Here is a 22,285-nt window from a genome sequence, read left to right as displayed (position 1 = left end):
TGAGCACACTCCCGCCCATTTGTATCTTCCACCAGACGGAATATTCCGTAGCGAAACAAACCGATAGGATCGCCCCATGCGCCGTTCGAAAATCGTCTGTACTCTCGGCCCCGCGGTCGACTCCCATGAAATGCTCGTGTCGCTGATCGAGGCCGGCATGAACGTGGCCCGCTTCAACTTCAGCCACGGCTCGCACGCCGAACACCAGGGTCGCTACGACCGGGTGCGCGCCGCCGCCAAGGAGACCGGCCGGGCCATCGGCGTCCTCGCCGACCTCCAGGGCCCGAAGATCCGCCTCGAAACCTTCGCCGAGGGTCCCGTCGAGCTGGTGCGCGGTGACGAGTTCACCATCACCACCGAGGACGTCCCCGGCGACAAGACGATCTGCGGCACGACCTACAAGGGCCTGCCGGGCGACGTCTCGCGCGGCGACCAGATCCTCATCAACGACGGCAACGTCGAGCTGAAGGTCCTGGACGTCGAGGGCCACCGGGTGAAGACGATCGTCATCGAGGGCGGCGTCATCTCCGACCACAAGGGCATCAACCTGCCCGGCACCGCCGTCAACGTGCCCGCGCTCAGCGAGAAGGACATCGAGGACCTGCGGTTCGCGCTGCGCATGGGCGCCGACCTGGTCGCCCTGTCCTTCGTCCGGGACGCCAAGGACGTCGCCGACGTCCACCGGGTCATGGACGAGGAGGGCCGCCGGGTCCCCGTCATCGCCAAGGTGGAGAAGCCGCAGGCGGTGGAGAACATGGAGGACGTCGTCGCGGCCTTCGACGCCGTCATGGTGGCCCGCGGCGACCTGGCCGTCGAGTACCCGCTCGAGAAGGTCCCCATGGTGCAGAAGCGGCTCATCGAGCTGTGCCGTCGCAACGCCAAGCCGGTGATCGTGGCGACCCAGATGATGGAGTCGATGATCACCAACTCCCGTCCGACCCGCGCCGAGGCCTCCGACGTGGCCAACGCGATCCTGGACGGCGCGGACGCGGTCATGCTGTCCGCCGAGTCGAGCGTGGGCGCGTACCCGATCGAGACCGTGAAGACGATGTCGAAGATCGTCACCGCGGCCGAGCAGGAGCTGCTGAGCAAGGGCCTGCAGCCGCTCGTGCCCGGCAAGAAGCCGCGCACGCAGGGCGGTTCGATCGCCCGCGCCGCGTGCGAGATCTCCGACTTCCTCGGCGGCCGGGGCCTGGTGGCGTTCACCCAGTCCGGCGACACCGCACGCCGGCTGTCCCGCTACCGCGCCTCCCAGCCGATCATCGCCTTCACCACCGACGAGGGCACCCGCAACCAGCTGGCGCTCAGCTGGGGCGTCGAGTCGCACATCGTGCCGTTCGTGAACACCACCGACGAGATGGTCGACATGGTGGACCAGGAGATCGCCAAGATCAACCGGTTCAGCCCGGGCGAGATCGTCATCATCACCGCCGGCTCGCCCCCCGGCGTCCCCGGCACCACCAACATGCTCCGCGTCCACCACCTCGGCGGCGGCTCCCGCGACTGAGCGGGCGGCTCCGTGACGGAGCCCGTACGGCACTGAGGGCGCCTCCCTGCGACAGGGGGGCGCCCTCGGTTCTTCCGCCGTCGGCTCACGCGGTCGGCGGCGCTTCCGTGCCGACCGTCTCGCGCAGCCACGCGTGGTCGCGCAGTTCCGGATGAGCGGTGGTGATCAGCCGGAACGCCTCGCTCTTGGCCCGGTCGGTCAGGTGACGCAGCTCGTCCCAGGTCGATTCGGCAACGGCCGAGGCGTAGTTCGTCGTAAGGGTGACGACCTCCGGTCCCCGGCTGAGCGAGAACACGTGACTGGTCACGCTCGTCTCCACCGCGATGCCGCTCCGGGCTTCCAGCTCCCTCCTCGCGTACTCCAGCATCAGCGCGAAGTCGACCACGGGCAGTCCAGGCGTGCGCAGGCTGAGATCCACACCGTGCACGACGAGTTGCACGTCTGCCCGGAAGCAGCTCAGGCAGAAGTCCGCGCCGGTCAGCTCCGGGTGCTCGGGCCGGTCCGGGTTCTCCGGCCGCCAGTCGGACGACCAGGAGACGTCGTCCGCGCGCGGCTCGAAGGAGAAGTCGATCATCTTTCCCTCCGCTCGTGCCGGGCACAGGACGACCGTGCCCCCGCCGGGGGGAACCCGGCGGGGGCACGGTCTTCTTGCGGCTCCCGGAGTGGCGTGTGACGTCGGCGGTCAGCCGGCGGTCGTGTACTGGTGCAGGCCGGGGACGGTGAGCGTGCCGCCGAACTGGCCCGCCTGCTGGACCTTGGCCTTGGTGAAGTAGATCAGCGGGATGTTGAGCGGGGGCGGGCTCTTCGGGCTGAACGTCACCGGGATCAGGCCGAACAGGTTGCCGGAGATGCTCTCCGTGTACATGACCGTGTCGCCGTCGGTGATGGTGGACGTCGTGCCCTTGCCGGCCTGCACGTGGTAAGTGCGGCCCGACTGCTTGTCGTTGACCGTCTGGTGCAGGTCGCCGATGTCGGTGCCCCCGGAGATGACGTACTTCAGCACTTCCTTGACCGTGCCGTTGGCGGTCTTCACCTTGACTATGCCCTGGTAGTCCGCGCCCTTGAGGAGCAGCGAGCTGGCGTTCAGGAACCAGGGGTCGTCGGGCAGCCGGACCCTGTTGTCGATGCCGCCCTCGTCGTCCGTGGCGGCGGGGCAGTCGTCGGCGTTCGTGGTGGCGCTCGGCGAGGGGCTCGGCGAGGCCGTGGCGTCGGCGGCGGTGTTCCCGGTCTCCTTCGCGGTGGGCTCGACCGTGTCCTTCGGCTTGTCGGCGGTGTCCTTCACCGTGTCCTTCACCGTGCCGGCGCCGGAACCGCCGGAGTCCTTGGACGTGCCCGGGGAGCCGCCGTCCGGAGAACCGGAGGCACCCGACGAGCCCGAGCCGGCGGCCGGGTCCGAGGCGTCGGCCGAGGGGGAGGCCGACGGGGACGGGCTCGCGCCGGAAGTCCCGGCGGACTTGTCGCCGCCGAGCAGATCCGTGAGGGCGTCGCCGATCGTGTCCAGGACGTTCTTGCTCGTCTCGGCGGCCGACGGAGTCGTCGCGGCGGTGTCGCCGGACGTCGCCGACTTGTCGGGCGAGGAGGACGCGGACGGGGCGGGCTCGGCCGTATCGCCGGAACCTGAATCCGGCGAGGGCGAGCCTCCCGCGTCACCCGTGGAACCCGTGGACCCCGAGGTGTCCTTCGAAGGGCCGGAGTCGCCCTTGCCGCCGTCCTTGGAGGCGTCGGGGGACTCGCTCGCGCTCTCCGAGGCGGACGGCGAGGGCGAGGCCGACGCGGAGGCGTCCGTGCCCGCCAGGGCCGCCACACAGTCCTTGTACTCGTCGATCGTGAGGTTCTTGGACGACGGCTGGTCGTCGGCGTTGGCGAGGGTGGGCGTGAAGCCCATCCCCATGAGGACCGCCGTCGGCATGGCCGCCAGGGCTATCGCCTTGCCGGCCGGCATGTGGAACCTGGTGAACAGCGGCTTCTTGGGTGCCGCGTGGCGCGGCCCGGTGGTTCTCACGCAGGCAGCGTCCACATCGCTCCCGGTGGAAACCTCGTCAGCCGGCACTGTGCCTCCCGTTCGCCCCGTTGGCCGGGCTCGTTCCTGACAGATCGTGCAGGTCGTGCGGCTCGCCCGGTCCCTCGCCCTTGCTGAAGGACGGCCTCTCGGGCTGGGCGGGACCTGTGCTGTACGGGTTCGTGCCGAGGTCGTCCGCCGGGGCGGGGCCCTCGGGGAACGCGCCTCCCGGGGCGGCCCCGGCGTTCGTGCCGGCCTCCGGCGCGGGGGCCGGCACGGGCGGTTCGCCCGGGGCCCAGGCGATCGCCATCGCGCCGCCGACGAGGGCGAACAGGAAACCGACGAGGAAGCCGCCGAGGTTGGACACCGGGATGGACACCAGACCCAGCAGGATCGCCGCCACACCCGCGAAGACCTGCACGTGTTTCTGGAACCACAGACTGATGCCCAGGACGCCCAGCAGCACGCCGATGATCAGCGACCCCGCGCCCGCGGTGGTCGCCATCGCCAGTGTCAGATGGCCCACTTGGAGGTGGGCGTAGGGGAAGTAGGCGATGGGGAAGCCGGCGAGAAGGACGAACAGGCCCGCCCAGAAAGGCCTGGTGCCCCGCCAGGCGCGGAACTGCTCCCTCCGGCGGGTGAACTGGCCGGAGGCGGCAGGAGTCTCGGCGCTCATGGAAAACAGCTCCCTGGTGCGGCGTTTCTGTGGTGGTGAGTCGTGCTGCCGGTGAAGACCCGGGTTTCAGACTGGACGGGCGGGGGCGCCACCGGCTCCCCCGCCCGTCAGAGAGTGCTTAGTAGCACTCCTTGACACCCTGCGACAACGACATCTTCAGGCCGCTGAGCTTGAAGGTTCCGGCAGTGGTGGCCCACGCCGTCTGCTTCACGTCGGTCAGCGTGGCCTTGTCGGCGTCCTGACCGAATCCGAACGGGTTGGCGGCGTCACCGCTCTTGATGCCGGGACCCTTGAGGTCCTTGCCCGCCACACCGATGCGGATGTTCTCGAACGTCGCGTCGGCACTGAGGTTGTCGACGTCGATGTAGAGATTGTCGGCCTCGACCGGCTTGCCCTCGCCGCCCGCCTTCAGCGTCAGACTCACCGAGCCGAGCAGCGGGATGTTCGGCGTGACCACGGACTGGCACATGTTCGTGATCTCGGCCTTGCTGAACGCCGAGACCGCGACCGGGTGAGCCGTCTTGCTGCCGTCGAGGTTGTACCCCGAGTCGATGGCTCCGTACTGCGCGAAGCCGGTGCCGACGAGCTTGTCCGCCGTCACCTTGAACGACTGACCCGACACGCTGAACGACGCGGCCAGTGCGCCCTGCGCGAGGGCCACACCTATGCATGCCGTAGCGGCGACGCTGGGCACCATGACCACAGCGAAGCGCTTCCATCTGGTCCCGCCACGCACCTGGGACTCCATATTTCCTCCTTCTCGGACGTACATCTCCTGGCCCTGACTCGCCTCCGAGACGGCGGCTCAGCCGGGCAGGGATGGGAGAAGTGCTACGTCCTCGGGAAGGGGAGCGCCTGCCCCGGAGGCGCGAACCGCGCACCGATCACCGGCGATCACCCCCGAGCGACAACCACTGGTCGCGCCTGACACACATCACGCACAACCTTGCTGGACAGGCTTCGCCGCAGCGAAGACCCCCCTGCCCAAGGGCCGGCGTCACTGCCGTCGGCCCTGCTCGGTGGGGACCCAGGAAAACCCGTTGACCCAACCGGCTGCCGGGGTACGGGATTGGACCGAGCGTGGCCGATCGTGGTGCATTCTCGCCGCCCGCACAAGGGGGTTCGTTACTCGCTAGTAACGGCCGGATAACCGAACCGCGACCCGCAGGTCTCGACCGGCGACGCAGGGTACCTTTCATGCCCAGGACAAAGCTGTTGATCGATGGACGGAATCCGACACATCGACAGCCGAGCCTTACTCCCAGTAACAGCGGCCGCGATTACCAAGATTTGGTAAAGCGCGGCCGCGGGGGAACCACGTCAGCGGAACTTTCACTCCGCCGACACGGGCTCTGACGTTTAGCGACTGGTCAGAACCCGGTCGCCCGGAGGATCAGAACAGCGCGCGCGCCAGCGCCCGTCGGGCCGCCGCGACCCGCGGGTCCTCGGGGCCGACCACCTCGAACAGTTCGAGCAACCGCAGCCGCACGGCGTCCCGGTCGTCACCGGCGGTGCGCGCCACGGTGTCGATGAGCCGGCCGAACGCGTCCTCGACGTGACCGCCCACCAGATCCAGGTCGGCCGCGGCGATCTGCGCCTCGGCGTCCGTCGGCCTCTCGGCGGCTTCCTTGCGTACCCGCTGCGGGTCCATGCCGCCCACCCGCTGGAGCAACTCGGCCTGCGCGAGCCCGAGTTTGGCCTCACTGTTGCCCGGATCGTCGGCGAGCACGTTCTTGTAGGCCTGGACGGCTCCGCCGAAGTCACCGGCGTCCAGGGCCTGTACGGCGGCTTCGAGCAACGCGTCGTACGGCCCGACGGGCTCGGCCGCCGCCGGCTGGGCCGCGCCCGGCCCGGCGTCGGCGTCGACGGTCAGGCCGGTGAGCCCGAACCGCTGCTCGGCGACCTCCACCAACTGGTCGAGGGTCTGGCGGATCTGCGCCTCGGGGGCGGCTCCCTGGAAGAGGGGCAGCGCCTGGCCGGCGACGACCGCGAACACCGCCGGGATGCCCTGCACCCCGAACTGCTGCATCAGCATCTGGTTGGCGTCGACGTCGATCTTGGCGAGCAGGAAGCGGCCGTCGTACTCGACGGCGAGCCGCTCCAGGACGGGGCTCAGCTGCTTGCACGGCTGGCACCACTCCGCCCAGAAGTCGATGACGACGGGCACCTCGGCGGACCGCTGCAGGACGTCCCGCTCGAACCCCGCCTCGTCGACGTCGATGACGAGATCGGCCGGGGAGACGGCCCCCACGCCGCCGTGCCGTGCCGCTTCGGCGCGCGTCTGCTCCGCCTTCGCCTTGGCCTCCTGGGCCGCCTTCACCGCGGCGAGGTCGACGACTCCGCTCATGGACATGTTCCGTGGCTGCATGCGTCTATCCTCCCCCGTCCGCGCGCCTGCGTGAAAAGCGATCCGAATACTTTGCGAACATCCCGAACACCAGCGCCCTGGGTCCCCACCCGCGCCCTGCCGGAGCCTGTCCGTGTACGTCCGTCACGAGCTTTCGATACGAGTCGTAGCGTAATGGCACCGGATGCCTCCGCAACACCGCACTCCGGTGATCTGCCTCACGGAGGCGGAGAAAAAACCTGCGGTTATGGTCGGAGGCATGCAGATCCGCACTCCCGCCTGCGGTCCCGGCCGTCCCGGCCGGCCGCGCAGCGCCGCCGCGGACACCGCGATCCTGGCCGCGACACGGGAGGCGCTGGTCGAACTGGGCTGGTCGAAACTCACCCTGGGGGACGTGGCGACGCGCGCGGGGGTCGCCAAGACGACGCTGTACCGCCGCTGGGCCGGCAAGAACGAACTGGTCGTCGACGCGGTCGCGGAACTCTTCGGCGAACTCGAACTCCCCGACCGCGGCAGCCTGGCGGCCGACATCGAGGGCGTGGTCCTGCAGTTCGCGGCGATCCTGGCCCGTCCGGAGGCCAAGAGCGGGCTGATGGCTGCCGTCGCCGAGTCGACCCGCGACGACGCGCTGCGCGAGCGCATCCGGGCGTCCATCGTCGACCCTCAGAAGGATCTGGTCCTGGAGGGCCGGGCCCGCGCGCAGGCCCGCGGCGAACTCCCCGCGGAGACCGACCCGGCGGAGGCCGCCCGCACGGTCGACCTCATCTTCGACGTGGTGGCGGGCGCGGTGGTGCACCGCACCCTGGTCAGCGCGGAGCCGGCCGACGAGGAGTGGGTGCGCGGATTCACACGCGTACTGCTGCAGGGCCTGTCGCCGGCGTCAGCCGCGCCCGGCCCGTCCGACTCGCCTGGCACGTCCGACCATTCGCCCGGCCCGTCCGGCGACTGACCCGCCGGGGCGCGGCGGCCCGTGTCACCGCCACCCGTCACGGCGTGTCCCGGCCGCGGCGCACCGCGGCGGGCTTCGCCTGAGGGCCGCCGGGGTCACGTCCCGACGGCCGCCGGGGTCATGCCTCGACGGCCGCCGGGGCCGCGTCCGCGAAGACGTCGGCGAACTCGCGGCTGACCTTCCGCTCGACGAAGAAGGCGGCCGTCGGGACCGTGCCGGCCAGCAGCACCCACAGCAGCTTGCCGACCGGCCACTTCGCCTTGGAACCCAGGTCGAAGGCGAAGCCCAGGTAGACGACGTACAGCCAGCCGTGCGCGAAGCCGATGACGCGGGTGAAGTCAGCGGCGCCGTCGAGGTCCAGGCCGTACTTGGCGATGACGCCCAGGCACAGCAGCACCAGCAGGACACCGGTGACGTAGGCCAGGACGCGGTAGCGGGTCAGCACGCTCTTTTTCATGAGGACGAGCGTAACCACCGGTTTTGGGGCGATCTTGCGCGGGTGGGGCCCGCGCGCCGGATCAGTCCTCGAAGTCGTGCGCAGCCACCCGCAGCGGCCGCAGCATCGCGAAGATCTCCCCGCACTCCTCCGCGTCGTACACCCCGAGCCCGAAGTCCATCGCCATCAGGTCGCGGGTGGCCGCCTCGACGACCTCGCGGCCCTTGTCGGTGATGACGGCGAGGGTGCCGCGTCCGTCGTTGGGGTTGGGGCGCTTGTCCACCAGGCCCGACCGCACCAGCCGGTCGACGGTGTTCGTCACCGAGGTGGGGTGCACCTGGAGCCGCTCGCCGATCTTCGACATCGTCAGCTCGCCCTCCTTGGAGAAGGTGAGCAGCACCAGCGCCTCGTACCGGGCGAACGTCAGGCCGTACGGCTTGACCACGGCGTCCACCTCGGCGAGCAGGATCTGGTGCGCGCGCATGATCGAGGTGATCGCGGCCATGGACGGCACGTTCCCCCAGCGCTGCTTCCAGAGCTCATCGGCGCGGGCGATGGGGTCGAAAGGGAGACTGAGCGGTTTCGGCACGCCTCCAGACCTTACCGGCCGGTCACATCGCGGTCAGCCCCGTCTCACGTTTCGGCGTTCCCGGCCTGCGCCGATACCCGTCCCTCTCACTCACGCGGGGGCTGTCCGGGCCGGCGCGGTCGGGCGGTTCGCGGCTTCGAGGCCGGGCCCGTGTCCGGCCCGGGAGCGCGGCCCGTGAGCCCAGCCCTCAGTACAGGCTGCGCAGGCCGAGGACGTCCCCCTTGCCGAGGGTGCGGGCGTCGGTGGAGCAGGCGAACGAGCTCGCGTACATGGTGAGGTTCTCGTGTCCCGAGCCGGCGTGGGCCAGACCGAAGACGTGGCCGGCCTCGTGCGTGGCGACGCTGAGCAGGTCGTACGCGCCCGTGCAGTCGCCGGACGGGTGGTCGGTGAACGCGTGGTCGTGGGTGTTGAAGCGGACGTCGGCCTCCAGCAGCCGGTCCGGGCCGCCGTGCACCGGCCGGCTCCAGGAGCAGGTCGTGGCGACGGCGCCGGGGCCGATGTCGCCCGCGTCCCACACGCTCACACCGTCCCGGCGCAGACAGCGGGACTCGCGGTCGACGCCCGCCTCGGCGGCGGTGGTCGACAGATACCTGGCCCTGGCGGTGACGGCGTCCCCGTACCCGCAGTCGTTGCGGCCGGCCGTGATGGTCGCGACGGCTGCCTCGAAGACCTGCCGGGCCTGGACACCGGAGAGGCGGGCGGGCAGGGGGCCGTCTCCGAGGAACCACTCGTACGTGCCGTACTCCTTGCGCCCGGCGGTGGAGTACGCGCCGTCGGTGCAGGGGGCGGGGGCGTCGGCGCGTCGGCCCGGGCGGGCCCGCGCGTGAGCGGCCTCGTAGGCGTAGGAGACCGTGCCGTCGGCGGCGACCGCCAGGGTGAAGCCGTGCGCCGAGCCGTCCGTGGTGAGCGCGTCGACGCTGACCGTGGTGCCGGGTCCGGGGACCACGAGGCCCGCGCCGTCGTGGGTGACCACGCGGCCGACGGCGCGGCAGGCCCGCACGGACGAGCCCGCGGGCAGGTCCTCGACGGTCAGCTCGCCGCGCGCCGGCGGACACGCGGGCGCGCGCGCCGCCTCCCCCGCACAGACCACCGCCAGGGAGACCGTCAGTACGAACGCCGTGAGCGCCCTGCCGAGAGTCCCCGGTCCTCGCCGCCCTGCCACCGCACACTCCCCCTTCAGGCGCCGCGCCACCGCGCGGAACATGATCGGCCCCCGGAGACACTAGCCATGCGGTTCGGGCGGGAACCCCGCCTCTCCGTTCCCGTTCGGGTGACCGGCCGGACGGGTGTTCGGTGGCCGCTCAGGGAGCCAGGTGCCGCTCCACGGTCGCCACCTTCGAGGTCAGGCCGTCGGTCACGCCGGGGCGGATGTCCGCCTTCAGGACCAGGGAGACCCGGGGGGCGCGTTCCTCGACGGCGGCGACGGCGCGCCGGACGACGTCCATCACCTCGTCCCACTCGCCCTCGAGGGAGGTGAACATGGCGTCGGTGCGGTTCGGCAGGCCCGACTCGCGGACGACGCGGACGGCTTCGGCGACGTACTCGCCGACGTCCTCGCCGACGCCCAGCGGGGTGACCGAGAAGGCGACGATCACGCGCTCACCACGCCTTCCCTGCGCGCGCGGGAGGCGATGACCGCGTCCTCGGCCTCACGGCGCAGCCTGCGCTCGGCGAAGAAGCCGCCGGCCGGCAGGACGGAGAGGACGAAGTAGAGGGCCGCGGTCCTCAGAGGCCACTTGGCACGGTTCCAGGCGTCCGCCCAGAAGAGCACGTACAGGACGAACAGAACGCCGTGGACCATGCCCATCACGGGCACGGCGTTGAAGTCCGTGGTCCGCTTCAGCACCGAGCAGACCAGCAGCAGGAGGAAGGACACGGCCTCCGGCGCGGAGACGAGGCGCAGTCGGCGGAGGGCGGAGGCTGTTTTCAGGTCCACGGGTCACCTTCGGGGGGAGGCTCGGAGGAGGTTCGGAGGTACGGCGTCGGGCAGGGCGGCTTGTGAATGCACGCACAAGCGTTCGTCCATTGTGGCAAACGGTCCCCCTAAGGGTGCGTTCAGGGTCGCTCTCCACCTCCGGGTGCTGTTGTGCGCACCCGGGTGGCGGATACCTTCCCAGCGTGGCGATGTTTCGACTCCAAGGCAGCAAGGTGCTCGCCGTCGACGTGACCGGGGACGCCGTGAAGGCGAAGAACGGCTCCATGGTCGCGTACGACGGGCAGATGGCCTTCAAGAAACTCAGCGGCGGCGGCGAGGGCATCCGGGGCATGGTGACCCGGCGGCTCACCGGCGAGCAGATGACCGTGATGGAGGTGAGGGGGCAGGGCACGTGCTGGTTCGCCGACCGCGCGTCCGAGATCAATCTCGTCCAGCTCCAGGGCGACAAGCTGTACGTCGAGTCGAGCAACCTGCTCGCGACCGACGCCGGCCTGCGCACGGGGACGAGCTTCACCGGACTGCGCGGCGCGACCCAGGGCAACGGACTGTTCACGACGACCGTCGAGGGGCACGGCCAGGCCGCGATCACCTCGGACGGGCCGGCCGTGGTGCTGCGCGTCAGCCCGCAGTACCCGCTGATCGTCGACCCCGGGGCGTACATCGCGCACCAGGGCGACGTGCGGCAGTCCTTCCAGTCCGGAGTGACGTTCCGCACCTTCATGGGCGAGGGCGGCGGCGAGGCCTTCCAGATCCGGTTCGAGGGGAACGGCCTGGTGTACGTCCAGCCGAGCGAGCGCAACACGATCGCGGGGGATGTGTGACATGGCGTTCCGTGAGATCAACTCCAAGATCGTCGAGGCGACCGTCACCCCCGGCGGGAAGCTCTACAGCCAGCGCGGCGCGATGCTCGCGTACCGCGGCGAGGTCTCCTTCACGCCCAACGTCCAGGGTGGCCAGGGCGGGGTGATGTCCATGATCGGTCGGCGGCTCGCCAACGAGGACACCCCGCTGATGACCGTCGAGGGCAGCGGCACGGTCCTCTTCGGACACGGCGGCCACCACGTCCAGGTCATCCGGCTCACCGGCGACACGCTGTACGTCGAGGCGGACCGGTTGCTCGCCTTCGAGGGCACGCTCCAGCAGGGCACGATGTTCCTGGGCTCCCAGGGCGGGGTCATGGGCATGGTCCGCGGCCAGGTCAGCGGGCAGGGCCTGTTCACCACCACCCTCAAGGGCCACGGCGCCGTCGCCGTGATGGCCCACGGCGGGGTGTTCGAGGTGCCGATCACCCCGCAGCGCCCGGTGCACGTCGATCCCCAGGCGTACGTCGCCCACCACGGCGACGTCCGCAACAAGCTGTCGACGGCGCTGGGCTGGCGGGACATGGTGGGCCGCGGCTCCGGCGAGGCGTTCCAGCTGGAGCTGAGCGGCAGCGGTGCGGTGTTCGTCCAGGCGTCGGAGGAGAAGCTGTGAGCATGTACGGGGCTCCGGGCGGCGGCCCGACGGTGTACGACCCCATGACCCTGCCGGTCGACGACAACGTGAACAGTTACACCTTCTGCGTGGAGCTCAAGGGGAGCCAGTGGTTCCTGCAGAAGGGGAAGATGATCGCCTACTACGGGTCGATCGACTTCAACGGCGTCGGGCACGGCCGGCTGGACCGTCTGGTGCGCACTTCCTTCCATTCGCCTCTGCACGCGAGCGACTGGGTCGTGGCGGAGGGATCGGGCAAGATGCTGCTCGCCGACCGGGCCTTCGACGTGAATTCGTACGACTTGGACGACGGCAATCTGACCATTCGCTCGGGCAATCTGCTTGCTTTTCAGCCAAGTCTGTCGCTCAAGCAGTCGATCGTGCCGGGTTTCCTCACCCTCATCGGAACCGGAAAGTTCGTGGCCGCGTCCAACGGGCCGGTGGTGTTCATGGAACCACCCCTGCGGGTGGACCCCCAGGCGCTCGTCGGGTGGGCCGACTGCCCCTCTCCCTGCCACCACTACGACCATGGGTACATGACGGGCGTGATGGGCGGTCTACGTGCACTGACGGGCCTCGGCGGCGCCTCCGGCGAGGAGCACCAGTTCGAGTTCGTGGGCGCCGGGACGGTCCTGTTGCAGTCGACCGAGATCCTGATGGCGGAGCAGGCGACGGGGGCGGTCCCGCACGAGCCGGGAGTGCCCGGTTCGGGCGCCGGCGCGGGCGGACACGGCGGCCCCGGAGCGCAATCCGGCGCACCACGCCTTCCCGGACAGCTGGGAGACCTCCAACGTCGCTTCGGGCTGTGAGCGGTAGTCTGCGGAGTGTGACATCGAACGCGTGCGCACCGTCACACCACCCTCACTAGTTCGCCTTTCAACATTTTAGGTAGACTTCATTTATGGAGACCGAAACGGCCACTCGGTGGCTGACCGACGCGGAGCAGTGCGCCTGGCGCACCCATCTGGAGGTCAACAGGCTGTTGACGTACCAGCTCGAACGGGACCTGCAGCCGTTCGGCCTGACCATGAACGACTACGAGATCCTCGTGAACCTCTCCGAGTCAGAGGGTTTGCGGATGCGGATGAGCGATCTCGCGGCCGCCACCCTCCAGTCCAAGAGCCGTCTCTCGCACCAGATCACCCGCATGGAGAACGCGGACCTGGTGCGCCGGGAGAACTGCGAGTCGGACCGCCGCGGCCTGTACGCGGTCCTGACCGAGCACGGCATGGAGACGATGCAGAAGGTCTCGCCGCACCACGTGGACTCCGTACGGCGGCACTTCATCGACCTCCTCTCCCCCGAGGCCCTGACGCAGCTCTCCAAGGCCCTCAAGCCCGTCGCGGGACACCTCCGCGGGCATCAGGGACGGCTGTAGGCGTCCCCTCCAGGCGACACGATCGGAAGGCGGAGCCGGAACAGGGCTCCGCCTTCCGTCGTTCGGCGTCTCGCCCCCCGACGCCCAGCGCCCGACGTTCCACGTCCGACGCCCCGTGTCCGGTGCCTCGCGCCCGGCGTCCCGTGTCCAGCTGACCGTGAGCGTGCGCCGTGCCGGACGGCCGCGTCCCGTGCGCGTGACGGCCCCGGGCCCCGCGCCTCGCGCCGCCCTCGCCTCGTCCCCGACCCGCCCTCGCCCCGCCCCGGCTACGGGCCGCGTCGAGCCGTGCGGAGCGCTCGGCCGGGCGCTCGGCGGGGCGTTCGCAGATGCACTCCCGCTCCGCCTCGGGCGCCGCTCCCGTCGTCGGCGAACGCTACGACCGGCCGCTCCCGACTCCCCGTCGTCCCCCACCGCACGGGCGCCGTGACGGCCGACGGGGTGCCGCCGCGCGTCGTCGGGCAGGTTGGCCGACACCCGCCCCGCCTGCCACGGTGATCCGGCCACGCCGGCCGGGGCGACGGCCGGCCCGGGGGCGGCGAACAGCCGGTGCGCGACGAGTGGCCGGCAGAACCGCGTACGGGCCGGGGTAACGCCCGCCGGCCGGCCCGCCCCGGACAGCCGGACCCGGACGCCCGGCCGGAGGGCAGACCGGCTCTCCGGCGCAGGCAGGCGCCCAAGGGCCGGCGACGCGGTGCGCGCCGCCCACCGGGGCCCAGGGGCCCGGCTCACCCCTCGGTGAGCCCCGCCACCAGTTCGTCCGCCGCCCGGTAGGGGTCCAGCGTGCCGGAGACGATGCGCTCGGCGAGCGCGCTCAGCCGGCGGTCGCCGTGCAGGTCGCCGATGCGTTCACGCAGAGCCGTGACGGCGATCGTCTCGACCTCGCGGGCCGCCCTGGCGCGGCGGCGCTCGGCGAGGACTCCGTGCTCCTCCATCCAGGCCCGGTGCTTCTCCAGCGCCTGGACGACGTCGTCGACGCCCTCGGCGCGCGAGGCGACGGTCTTCACGATGGGCGGCCGCCAGTCGCCCGGGGCGCGGGCCTCGCCGAGACCGAGCATGTGGTTCAGCTCGCGCGCGGTGGCGTCCGCGCCCTCCCGGTCGGCCTTGTTGACGACGTAGACGTCGCCGATCTCCAGGATCCCGGCCTTGGCGGCCTGGATGCCGTCGCCCATGCCGGGGGCGAGCAGCACCACGCTGGTGTCCGCCTGGGAGGCGATCTCGACCTCCGACTGGCCGACGCCGACCGTCTCGACCAGGATCACGTCGCAGCCCGCCGCGTCCAGCACGCGGATGGCCTGCGGGGCCGCCCAGGCGAGCCCGCCCAGGTGCCCCCGGGTGGCCATGGAGCGGATGTAGACGCCGGGGTCCGAGGCGTGCTCGGACATCCGGACGCGGTCGCCGAGCAGCGCGCCGCCCGAGAACGGCGAGGACGGGTCGACGGCCAGCACGCCGACCCGCCTGCCCTGCCTGCGGTAGGCGGTGACCAGCGCGGAGGTCGTGGTGGACTTGCCCACGCCCGGCGAACCGGTCAGGCCCACGACGTACGCATTGCCGGTGAGCGGGGCCAGGGTCGCCATGACCTCTCTGAGCTGCGGGGACGCTCCCTCCACCAGGGAGATCAGGCGGGCGACGGCCCGGGGGCGGCCTTCCCTGGCCTGGGCGGCCAGCGAGGAGACGTCCTGCATCACGACTCCGTTCAGCTCCGTTCCGCGGTTCAGCTCAGTTCAGTTCAGTTCAGTTCGGTTCAGCTCGGTTCTGCCAGGTCCGTTCGCGGTCCGTCCGCGGTTCCGTCCGCTTCGGCTCGGTCCGCTTCCGGTTCCGCACTGTTCCGCTCAGGTAAGCGCCGTGGCTGGGTCCGTGGCGGGTCCGTGGGGGATCCGCCACGGACCCGTCCGTCCGGCGAGGGCCTCAGCCCTTGGCCACCCGGACGATCAGCGCGTCGCCCTGACCGCCGCCGCCGCACAGCGCGGCCGCGCCGACGCCGCCGCCGCGGCGCTTGAGCTCCAGCGCCAGATGCAGGACGAGCCGGGCGCCGGACATGCCGATCGGGTGACCCAGGGCGATGGCGCCACCGTTGACGTTGACCATGTCCGTGGAGACGCCGAGGTCCTTCATCGACTGCACCGCGACGGCGGCGAAGGCCTCGTTGATCTCGATCAGGTCGAGGTCGGCGACCTCCAGGCCCTCCTTCCCCAGCGCGTGCAGGATGGCGTTGGAGGGCTGGGACTGCAGCGAGTTGTCCGGTCCGGCCACGTTGCCGTGGGCGCCGATCTCCGCGATCCACTCCAGGCCGAGCTCCTGCGCCTTGGCCTTGCTCATGACGACCACGGCCGCCGCGCCGTCGGAGATCTGCGAGGAGGAGCCCGCGGTGATCGTGCCGTCGCGGGTGAACGCCGGGCGGAGCTTGCCCAGGGACTCCGCCGTGGTGTCGGCGCGGATGCCCTCGTCCTTGCTGAAGACGACCGGCTCGCCCTTGCGCTGCGGGATCTCGACCGGAGTGATCTCGGCCTCGAAGACGCCGTTCTTCTGCGCGGCGGCGGCCCTCTGATGGCTCAGCGCGGCGATCTCGTCCTGCTCGGGACGCCCGATCCCCAGACGTGTGTTGTGCTTCTCCGTGGACTCGCCCATCGCGATGTTCTCGAACGCGTCGGTCAGCCCGTCGTACGCCATCGCGTCGAGCATCTCGATCGCGCCGTACTTGAAGCCCTCACGGGACTTGGGCAGCAGGTGGGGGGCGTTGGTCATGGACTCCTGACCGCCTGCCACCACGATGTCGAACTCACCCGCGCGGATCAGCTGGTCCGCGAGCGCGATCGCGTCGAGGCCCGACAGGCACACCTTGTTGACGGTGAGCGCCGGGACGTTCATCGGGATGCCCGCCTTGACGGCGGCCTGCCGCGCCGGGATCTGGCCCGCGCCGGCCTGCAGCACCTGGCCCATGATCACGTACTGCACCTGATCGCCGCCGATCCCCGCGCGGTCGAGGGCGGCCTTGATCGCGAAGCCGCCGAGGTCGGCGCCCGAGAAGGACTTGAGCGAGCCCAGGAGCCGTCCCATGGGCGTACGCGCGCCCGCGACGATCACCGAGGTCGTGCCGTTGGAGCCAGTCGATCCAGTCATGAGCTGCGATTCCCCTTACCGGCCTGCACAGGCCGAGGAGTGAACGAGGGTTTACTTCGAATGTACTGAGTGGCACTCCGTGCCGTCATCGGGCCGTCGGTGTGATCGCGCGCACGTTGCGTAACCACCGTTCGCGCGCTGCACTGACAACATGCTGACGCGAATCGACCACATCGGGATCGCCTGCCACGACCTCGACGCGACCGTCGAGTTCTACCGTTCCACATACGGCTTCGAGGTGTTCCACTCCGAGGTCAACGAGGAGCAGGGCGTGCGCGAGGCCATGCTCAAGATCAACGAGACGTCCGACGGAGGCGCCTCCTACCTGCAGCTTCTCGAACCGACGCGGGAGGACTCCGCCGTCGGCAAATGGCTCGCCAAGAACGGCGAGGGCGTCCACCACATCGCTTTCGGTACGGCGGACGTGGACGCGGACTCCGAGGACATTCGCTCCAAGGGCGTACGCGTTCTGTACGAAGAGCCCCGGCGCGGCTCCATGGGGTCACGAATCACCTTCCTGCATCCGAAGGATTGCCACGGAGTACTGACAGAACTGGTCACATCGGCCCCCGTTGAGTCACCTGAGCACTGACCCTCGTACATATGGGCCGGTAGGGTTGGGCTCGGTCGCCGCTCACACCGGGGCGACCCGGTCCTGCCGTACGGCGGCAGGACGCGGCCGGGGTCCGGGTTTCGGGGGACGAGCGTCGGGGCAGCAGCCCATGCTCCGTCGTTGATCTGACACCATTCCCCGGGAGCCCCGTTCGGCGGATGGACGGAGCTCGTTCGGCAAGCTTGCGACCAGGGACGGATGGGACCGCGCAGTGCGGGGCTACGAGAGCCAGGAGCGGGAACCGGCGGCTGACGTCGACCACCTGACTCGGTTCGAAGCCGAGATGAAGCGGCTGAAGACCGAGCGGGAAAAGGCGATTCAGCACGCCGAGGACCTCGGCTACCAGGTCGAGGTGCTGCGCGCCAAGTTGCACGAGGCGCGTCGCACCATCATGTCCCGGCCCGCCTTCGACGGCGGCGACCTCGGGTACCAGGCCGAACAGCTGCTGCGCAACGCGCAGATGCAGGCCGACCAGCTGCGTCAGGACGCCGAGCGCGAGCTCAGCCAGGTACGGGCGCAGACCCAGCGGATCCTGCAGGAACACGCCGAGCAGGCGGCCCGCCTGCAGGCGGAGCTGCACCAGGAGGCGGTCACCCGGCGCCAGCAGCTCGACCAGGAGCTCGCCGAGCGCCGGCAGAACGTCGAGTCGCACGTCAACGAGAACGTGGCCTGGGCCGAACAGCTGCGCGCCCGCAGCGAGGCGCAGGCCCGTCGGCTGCTCGACGAGTCGCGGGCGGAGGCCGAACAGGCCCTGGCGACGGCCCGCGCCGAGGCCGAACGGGTGGCCGCCGAGGCGCGTCAGCGGCTCCAGGCCGACGCCGAGGCGGCCCGCGCGGAGGCCGAGCAGCTGCTGCTGCGCGCCCGCACGGACGCCGAGCGGCTGCTGAACGCCGCCTCCACACAGGCGCAGGAAGCCAGCGACCACGCGGAACAGCTGCGTACCTCCACCGTCACGGAGTCCGACGCCGCCCGCCGCCAGGCAGGTGAGCTCAGCCGCGCCGCCGAGCAGCGCATGTCCGAGGCCGAGGAGGCGCTGCGCAAGGCGCAGGCCGAGGCGGACAAGGTGGTCGCGGAGGCGAAGGCCGCCGCCGAGAAGGCGCTCGCCGGCGCGGAGGCGGCCAAGGAGCAGCGCACCCGTACCGCCAAGGAGCAGGTCGCCCGGCTGGTCAGCGAGGCCACCAAGGAGGCCGAGACCACCAGGGCGGACGCCGAGCAGCTCGTCGCCGACGCCCGCGCCGAGGCCGAGAAGATCGTCGCGGAGGCCTCGGAGAAGGCCCGCACGCTCACCGCCGAGGAGAGCGCCACCCAGCTGTCGAAGGCGGCGAAGACCGCCGAGGACGTCCTCAACAAGGCGCAGGAGGACGCGCAGCGCACCACCCGGGCCGCCGCCGAGGAGGCCGAGCGGATCCGTCGCGAGGCGGAGACCGAGGCCGACCGGCTGCGCGCCGAGGCGCACGACATCGCCGAGCAGCTCAAGGGCTCGGCGAAGGACGACACCAAGGAGTACCGCGCCAAGACGGTCGAGCTGCAGGAGGAGGCCCGCCGGCTGCGCGGCGAGGCCGAGCAGCTGCGCGCCGACGCGGTGGCCGAGGGCGAGAAGATCCGCGCGGAGGCCCGCAAGGAGGCCGTCCAGCAGATCGAGGAGGCGGCACGCTCCGCCGAGGAGCTGCTGTCCAAGGCGAAGGCCGACGCGGACGAGCTGCGCCAGAAGGCCACCTCGGACAGCGAGAAGGTGCGCACCGAGGCCATCGAGCGCGCCACCACGCTGCGCCGGCAGGCCGCGGAGGTCCTGGAGCGCACCCGCGCGGAGGCCGAGCGCTCCCGCGAGGAGGCGGTGGAGCTCGCCGAGACCATCACCGCGAACGCCGAGCAGGCCGCGCGCGAGCTGCGCGAGGAGTCCGAGCGGGCGATCGAGGGCCGGCAGGCGGAGGCCGCCGAGGAGCTCACCCGGCTGCAGACGGAGGCGGAGGCCCGTCTCGCCTCCGCCGAGCAGGCGCTGACGGACGCCCGGGAGGAGGCCGCGCGGATCCGCCGCGAGGCCGCCGAGGAGACCGACCGGCTGCGCTCGGAGGCCGCGGAGCGGATCCGCTCCCTGCAGCAGCAGGCCGACGCGGAGGCCGACCGGCTGCGCAACGAGGCCGCGGCCGACGCGTCCGCCTCGCGCGCCGAGGGCGAGGCCGTCGCCGTCCGGCTGCGTTCCGAGGCCGCCGCCGAGGCGGAGCGGCTGAAGTCGGAGGCGCAGGACACCGCCGACCGGGTGCGCGCGGAGGCGCAGGCCGCGGCCGAGCGGCTGGCCGCCGAGGCGTCCGAGACGCTGGCCGCCGCCCAGGAGGAGGCCGTCCGGCGCCGGCGCGAGGCCGAGGAGCTGCTCGGTTCCGCCCGCCAGGAGGCCGGCCAGGAGCGTGAGCGGGCCCGCGAGCAGAGCGAGGAGCTGCTGGCCTCCGCGCGCAGGCGGGTGGAGGATGCGCAGACCGAGGCCGTCCGCCTGGTCGAGGAGGCGAACCGGCGGGCCGACGAGATGGTGTCGGCGGCCGAACAGCACGCGCAGCAGGTGCGCGACTCGGTGGCCGGGCTGCACGAGCAGGCCCAGGAGGAGATCGCCGGGCTCCGGTCGGCCGCCGAGCACGCGGCGGACCGCACCCGGCGCGAGGCCGAGGAGGAGGCGGACCGCGTCCGCGCCGACGCCTACGCCGAGCGGGAGCGGGCCGCCGAGGACGCGGGCCGGGTCCGGCGGGAGGCGAACGAGGCGTCGCAGGCCGCGCAGGAGCTGGCCGAGCGGACCGTCGGCGAGGCGATCTCCGAGGCGGAGCGGCTGCGTTCGGAGGCGTCCGCGCACGCCCAGCGGGTGCGCACCGAGGTGTCGGACGCCATCGCGCAGGCCGACCAGGACGCGTCGCGCACCCGGGCGGACGCCCGCGACGACGCCAACCGCATCCGTTCGGACGCGGCGACGCAGGCCGACACCCTCATCAACGAGGCCCGCAACGAGGCGGAGCGCCTCCAGAGCGAGACCATCGCGGAGGCCGAGCGCCTCCAGTCCGAGACGATCGCGGAGGCCGAGCGGCTGCGGTCCGAGTCGGTCGCCAAGGCGGAGAAGCTGATCCAGGACGCGTCCGGGGACGCGGAGCGGCTGCGCGCCGAGGCCGCCGAGACGGTGGGGTCCGCGCAGCGGCACGCGGAGCGGGTCCGGTCCGAGGCGGAGCGCTTCAAGGCCGAGGCGGCGGCGGAGGCCGACCGGCTGATGAGCGTGGCCCGCGAGGAGGCCGACTCGACGCTGGACGAGGCCCGCAAGGAGGCCAACAAGCGGCGCTCCGAGGCGGCCGAGCAGGTCGACACCCTCATCACGGAGACGGCGGCCGAGGCGGACAAGCTGCTCACCGAGGCGCAGCAGCAGGCGCAGAAGACCACCGCGGAGGCGGAGGCGCAGGCCGACTCGATGGTCGGCGCGGCCCGCAGCGAGGCGGAGCGGCTCGTCTCCGAGGCGACCGTCGAGGGCAACTCCCGGGTGGAGAAGGCGCGTACGGACGCCGACGAGCTGCTGGTCGGCGCCCGTCGGGACGCCACCGCGATTCGGGAGCGGGCCGAGGAGCTGCGCGACCGCATCACCCACGAGATCGAGGCGCTGCACGAGCGGGCCCGCCGCGAGGCGGCCGAGACGATGCGGTCGACCGGGGACCGCTGCGACGCGCTCATCGCGGCGGCCGAGGAGCAGCTCGCCAAGGCACAGGCCAAGGCGAAGGAGCTGGTGTCGGACGCCAACTCCGAGGCCGGCAAGGTCCGTATCGCCGCGGTGAAGAAGGCGGAGGGGCTCCTCAAGGAGGCCGAGCAGAAGAAGTCGACGCTGGTGCGCGAGGCCGAGGAGCTCAAGGCCGAGGCGATCCGCGAGGCACGGCGCACGGTCGAGGAAGGCAAGCGCGAGCTGGAGGTCCTGGTGCGCCGGCGCGAGGACATCAACGCCGAGATCTCCCGGGTCCAGGACGTGCTGGAGGCGCTGGAGTCGTTCGAGGCGCCGGCCGGGGCCAAGGACGGGGGCGTCAAGGCGGGCGCGGCCATCGGAGCTCCTCGATCGGGTGGGAAGTCCTCGGACGGCTAGCGGAATGTGTGGATTGCGTTAAATTCTTGGGCGTTTGACCGCAACTTTGGCAAGCGGTCCGCCGCCGAGCCACCCAAAAGGGGTGTCATTCTCCAGATCAAACACGCATACGCTCGATGACACACCGCAAAGGCCCCTAGGATTCCCCCTATCACCTCACCGGTCTCATTCGACAGGAACCCCATGAGCGACACTTCCCCCTACGGCTTCGAGCTTGTGCGGCGTGGGTACGACCGCGCTCAGGTGGACGAACGCATCTCGAAGCTCGTCTCCGACCGTGACAGCGCTCTGGCCCGTATCACTGCTCTGGAAAAGCGCATCGAGGAGCTTCACCTCGAGACGCAGAACGCCCAGGCCCAGGTAAGCGACGCGGAGCCGTCGTACGCCGGTCTCGGCGCGCGTGTCGAGAAGATCCTCCGCCTCGCCGAGGAAGAGGCCAAGGATCTGCGCGAGGAGGCCCGGCGCGCGGCCGAGCAGCACCGCGAGCTCGCCGAGTCCGCGGCCCAGCAGGTGCGCAACGACGCAGAATCGTTCGCTGCGGAGCGCAAGGCCAAGGCCGAGGACGAGGGCGTCCGCATCGTCGAGAAGGCCAAGAGCGACGCGTCGCAGCTGCGTTCCGAGGCGCAGAAGGACGCGCAGTCGAAGCGTGAGGAGGCGGACGCCCTCTTCGAGGAGACCCGCGCCAAGGCCGCGCAGGCCGCCGCCGACTTCGAGACCAACCTGGCCAAGCGCCGCGAGCAGTCGGAGCGCGACCTCGCGTCCCGTCAGCAGAAGGCGGAGAAGCGTCTCGCGGAGATCGAGCACCGCGCGGAGCAGCTGCGCCTGGAGGCCGAGAAGCTGCGCACCGACGCCGAGCGTCGCGCGCGTCAGACCGTCGAGACGGCGCAGCGCCAGGCCGAGGACATCGTGGCCGACGCCAACGCCAAGGCGGACCGGATCCGTTCGGAATCCGAGCGCGAGCTGGCGGCTCTCACCAACCGCCGCGACTCGATCAACGCTCAGCTGACGAACGTCCGCGAGATGCTCGCCACGCTGACCGGCGCCGCGGTGGCCGCGGCCGGCGCGCCGTCCACGGACGACGAGCCGATCTCCCGCGGGGTCCCGGCCCAGCAGTCCCGGTAAGCACGGGGACAGGGCGACGAACATCGGCGAAGCCCTCTGCCACTCCGGTG

The 22,285-nt window shown here is 71.3% G+C and carries 21 protein-coding genes; 9 read left to right on the top strand and 12 right to left on the bottom strand.

What is annotated here, in order from left to right:
• Positions 1-76: 76 nt before the first annotated feature.
• Entirely contained in the window at positions 77-1,507 is a 1,431-nt protein-coding gene (gene pyk, locus IE239_RS33790; RefSeq protein WP_190153277.1) for a pyruvate kinase, read from the top strand.
• 85 nt (positions 1,508-1,592) lie between these two features.
• Here pyk and IE239_RS33785 read toward each other — a convergent pair whose 3' ends face one another.
• The 5 genes from IE239_RS33785 to IE239_RS33765 all read right to left on the bottom strand — a co-directional run bounded on the left by IE239_RS33785 (position 1,593) and on the right by IE239_RS33765 (position 6,550).
• Positions 1,593-2,081: a hypothetical protein gene (locus IE239_RS33785; protein ID WP_190153276.1), complete on the bottom strand. Its 489-nt coding sequence runs from the start codon at positions 2,079-2,081 to the stop codon at positions 1,593-1,595.
• Positions 2,082-2,189: 108 nt separating this feature from the next.
• Complete coding sequence (locus IE239_RS33780) at positions 2,190-3,557, bottom strand: hypothetical protein (RefSeq protein ID WP_190153275.1); 1,368 nt, start codon at positions 3,555-3,557, stop codon at positions 2,190-2,192.
• Positions 3,547-4,182: a DUF6114 domain-containing protein gene (locus IE239_RS33775; RefSeq protein WP_190153274.1), complete on the bottom strand. Its 636-nt coding sequence runs from the start codon at positions 4,180-4,182 to the stop codon at positions 3,547-3,549. Before IE239_RS33775 ends, IE239_RS33780 begins: the two co-directional genes overlap by 11 nt.
• A 118-nt stretch (positions 4,183-4,300) precedes the next feature.
• Complete coding sequence (locus IE239_RS33770) at positions 4,301-4,930, bottom strand: DUF6230 family protein (RefSeq protein WP_190153273.1); 630 nt, start codon at positions 4,928-4,930, stop codon at positions 4,301-4,303.
• A gap of 645 nt (positions 4,931-5,575) precedes the next feature.
• Positions 5,576-6,550 (bottom strand): tetratricopeptide repeat protein, encoded by a 975-nt coding sequence (locus IE239_RS33765; protein WP_190153272.1) that lies wholly within the window; start codon positions 6,548-6,550, stop codon positions 5,576-5,578.
• 238 nt (positions 6,551-6,788) lie between these two features.
• On the opposite strand from IE239_RS33765, the gene IE239_RS33760 reads away from it, so the two are divergent.
• Complete coding sequence (locus tag IE239_RS33760; RefSeq protein ID WP_190153271.1) at positions 6,789-7,478, top strand: TetR/AcrR family transcriptional regulator; 690 nt, start codon at positions 6,789-6,791, stop codon at positions 7,476-7,478.
• Positions 7,479-7,596: 118 nt separating this feature from the next.
• Here the strand turns inward: IE239_RS33760 and IE239_RS33755 are convergent, their stop codons facing one another.
• The 5 genes from IE239_RS33755 to IE239_RS33735 all read right to left on the bottom strand — a co-directional run bounded on the left by IE239_RS33755 (position 7,597) and on the right by IE239_RS33735 (position 10,439).
• On the bottom strand, positions 7,597-7,935 hold the full coding sequence (locus IE239_RS33755) for a DUF3817 domain-containing protein (RefSeq protein ID WP_190153270.1): 339 nt from the start codon (positions 7,933-7,935) through the stop codon (positions 7,597-7,599).
• 61 nt (positions 7,936-7,996) lie between these two features.
• Entirely contained in the window at positions 7,997-8,503 is a 507-nt protein-coding gene (locus IE239_RS33750; RefSeq protein WP_190153269.1) for a MarR family winged helix-turn-helix transcriptional regulator, read from the bottom strand.
• 187 nt (positions 8,504-8,690) lie between these two features.
• Entirely contained in the window at positions 8,691-9,665 is a 975-nt protein-coding gene (locus tag IE239_RS33745) for a matrixin family metalloprotease (RefSeq protein ID WP_229878522.1), read from the bottom strand.
• Positions 9,666-9,804: 139 nt separating this feature from the next.
• Positions 9,805-10,098, bottom strand: a complete 294-nt coding sequence (locus tag IE239_RS33740) for an MTH1187 family thiamine-binding protein (RefSeq protein ID WP_190153267.1) — start codon at positions 10,096-10,098, stop codon at positions 9,805-9,807.
• The gene (locus tag IE239_RS33735; protein ID WP_190153266.1) at positions 10,095-10,439 is read right to left on the bottom strand and encodes a DUF3817 domain-containing protein; all 345 of its coding nucleotides are present in this window, start codon (positions 10,437-10,439) and stop codon (positions 10,095-10,097) included. Before IE239_RS33735 ends, IE239_RS33740 begins: the two co-directional genes overlap by 4 nt.
• 188 nt (positions 10,440-10,627) lie before the next feature.
• On the opposite strand from IE239_RS33735, the gene IE239_RS33730 reads away from it, so the two are divergent.
• The 4 genes from IE239_RS33730 (at position 10,628) to IE239_RS33715 (ending at position 13,290) form a co-directional block, all read left to right on the top strand.
• Complete coding sequence (locus IE239_RS33730; RefSeq protein WP_190153295.1) at positions 10,628-11,260, top strand: AIM24 family protein; 633 nt, start codon at positions 10,628-10,630, stop codon at positions 11,258-11,260.
• A gap of 1 nt (position 11,261) precedes the next feature.
• Positions 11,262-11,912 (top strand): AIM24 family protein, encoded by a 651-nt coding sequence (locus tag IE239_RS33725; protein WP_190153265.1) that lies wholly within the window; start codon positions 11,262-11,264, stop codon positions 11,910-11,912.
• Positions 11,913-11,914: 2 nt separating this feature from the next.
• Positions 11,915-12,721 carry an AIM24 family protein gene (locus tag IE239_RS33720; RefSeq protein WP_190153294.1) on the top strand — a complete coding sequence of 269 codons (807 nt, stop codon included), beginning with the start codon at positions 11,915-11,917 and terminating at the stop codon, positions 12,719-12,721.
• 92 nt (positions 12,722-12,813) lie between these two features.
• Positions 12,814-13,290, top strand: a complete 477-nt coding sequence (locus IE239_RS33715; protein WP_190153264.1) for a MarR family winged helix-turn-helix transcriptional regulator — start codon at positions 12,814-12,816, stop codon at positions 13,288-13,290.
• A 725-nt stretch (positions 13,291-14,015) separates the two neighbouring features.
• Here IE239_RS33715 and meaB read toward each other — a convergent pair.
• Together meaB and IE239_RS33705 are read right to left on the bottom strand one after the other, a co-directional pair.
• Positions 14,016-14,972 (bottom strand): methylmalonyl Co-A mutase-associated GTPase MeaB, encoded by a 957-nt coding sequence (gene meaB / locus IE239_RS33710; RefSeq protein WP_190153263.1) that lies wholly within the window; start codon positions 14,970-14,972, stop codon positions 14,016-14,018.
• A 223-nt stretch (positions 14,973-15,195) separates the two neighbouring features.
• Positions 15,196-16,407, bottom strand: a complete 1,212-nt coding sequence (locus IE239_RS33705) for an acetyl-CoA C-acetyltransferase (protein WP_190153262.1) — start codon at positions 16,405-16,407, stop codon at positions 15,196-15,198.
• Between the two features lie 151 nt (positions 16,408-16,558).
• On the opposite strand from IE239_RS33705, the gene mce reads away from it, so the two are divergent.
• The 3 genes from mce (at position 16,559) to IE239_RS33690 (ending at position 22,235) form a co-directional block, all read left to right on the top strand.
• Positions 16,559-16,999, top strand: a complete 441-nt coding sequence (gene mce / locus IE239_RS33700) for a methylmalonyl-CoA epimerase (protein ID WP_190153261.1) — start codon at positions 16,559-16,561, stop codon at positions 16,997-16,999.
• A gap of 232 nt (positions 17,000-17,231) precedes the next feature.
• Complete coding sequence (scy, locus tag IE239_RS33695; RefSeq protein WP_190153260.1) at positions 17,232-21,113, top strand: polarized growth protein Scy; 3,882 nt, start codon at positions 17,232-17,234, stop codon at positions 21,111-21,113.
• Between the two features lie 183 nt (positions 21,114-21,296).
• Positions 21,297-22,235 (top strand): coiled-coil domain-containing protein, encoded by a 939-nt coding sequence (locus tag IE239_RS33690; protein WP_057583994.1) that lies wholly within the window; start codon positions 21,297-21,299, stop codon positions 22,233-22,235.
• Positions 22,236-22,285: the final 50 nt, after the last annotated feature.

This window comes from Streptomyces humidus, assembly GCF_014649655.1.
GTDB classification, from domain to species: Bacteria; Actinomycetota; Actinomycetes; order Streptomycetales; family Streptomycetaceae; genus Streptomyces; species Streptomyces humidus.
Note: the sequence above shows the minus strand (reverse complement) of the source record. Positions and strands in the feature narration are given on the sequence as shown.

Coding starts and splice junctions, on each gene's coding strand:
- pyk (WP_190153277.1), top strand. CDS start 77: ATGCGCCGTTCGAAAATCGTCTGTACTCTCGGCCCCGCGGTCGACTCC.
- IE239_RS33785 (WP_190153276.1), bottom strand. CDS start 2,081: ATGATCGACTTCTCCTTCGAGCCGCGCGCGGACGACGTCTCCTGGTCG.
- IE239_RS33775 (WP_190153274.1), bottom strand. CDS start 4,182: ATGAGCGCCGAGACTCCTGCCGCCTCCGGCCAGTTCACCCGCCGGAGG.
- IE239_RS33770 (WP_190153273.1), bottom strand. CDS start 4,930: ATGGAGTCCCAGGTGCGTGGCGGGACCAGATGGAAGCGCTTCGCTGTG.
- IE239_RS33765 (WP_190153272.1), bottom strand. CDS start 6,550: ATGCAGCCACGGAACATGTCCATGAGCGGAGTCGTCGACCTCGCCGCG.
- IE239_RS33760 (WP_190153271.1), top strand. CDS start 6,789: ATGCAGATCCGCACTCCCGCCTGCGGTCCCGGCCGTCCCGGCCGGCCG.
- IE239_RS33755 (WP_190153270.1), bottom strand. CDS start 7,935: ATGAAAAAGAGCGTGCTGACCCGCTACCGCGTCCTGGCCTACGTCACC.
- IE239_RS33730 (WP_190153295.1), top strand. CDS start 10,628: ATGTTTCGACTCCAAGGCAGCAAGGTGCTCGCCGTCGACGTGACCGGG.
- IE239_RS33725 (WP_190153265.1), top strand. CDS start 11,262: ATGGCGTTCCGTGAGATCAACTCCAAGATCGTCGAGGCGACCGTCACC.
- IE239_RS33720 (WP_190153294.1), top strand. CDS start 11,915: ATGTACGGGGCTCCGGGCGGCGGCCCGACGGTGTACGACCCCATGACC.
- IE239_RS33715 (WP_190153264.1), top strand. CDS start 12,814: ATGGAGACCGAAACGGCCACTCGGTGGCTGACCGACGCGGAGCAGTGC.
- meaB (WP_190153263.1), bottom strand. CDS start 14,972: ATGCAGGACGTCTCCTCGCTGGCCGCCCAGGCCAGGGAAGGCCGCCCC.
- IE239_RS33705 (WP_190153262.1), bottom strand. CDS start 16,407: ATGACTGGATCGACTGGCTCCAACGGCACGACCTCGGTGATCGTCGCG.
- mce (WP_190153261.1), top strand. CDS start 16,559: ATGCTGACGCGAATCGACCACATCGGGATCGCCTGCCACGACCTCGAC.
- IE239_RS33690 (WP_057583994.1), top strand. CDS start 21,297: ATGAGCGACACTTCCCCCTACGGCTTCGAGCTTGTGCGGCGTGGGTAC.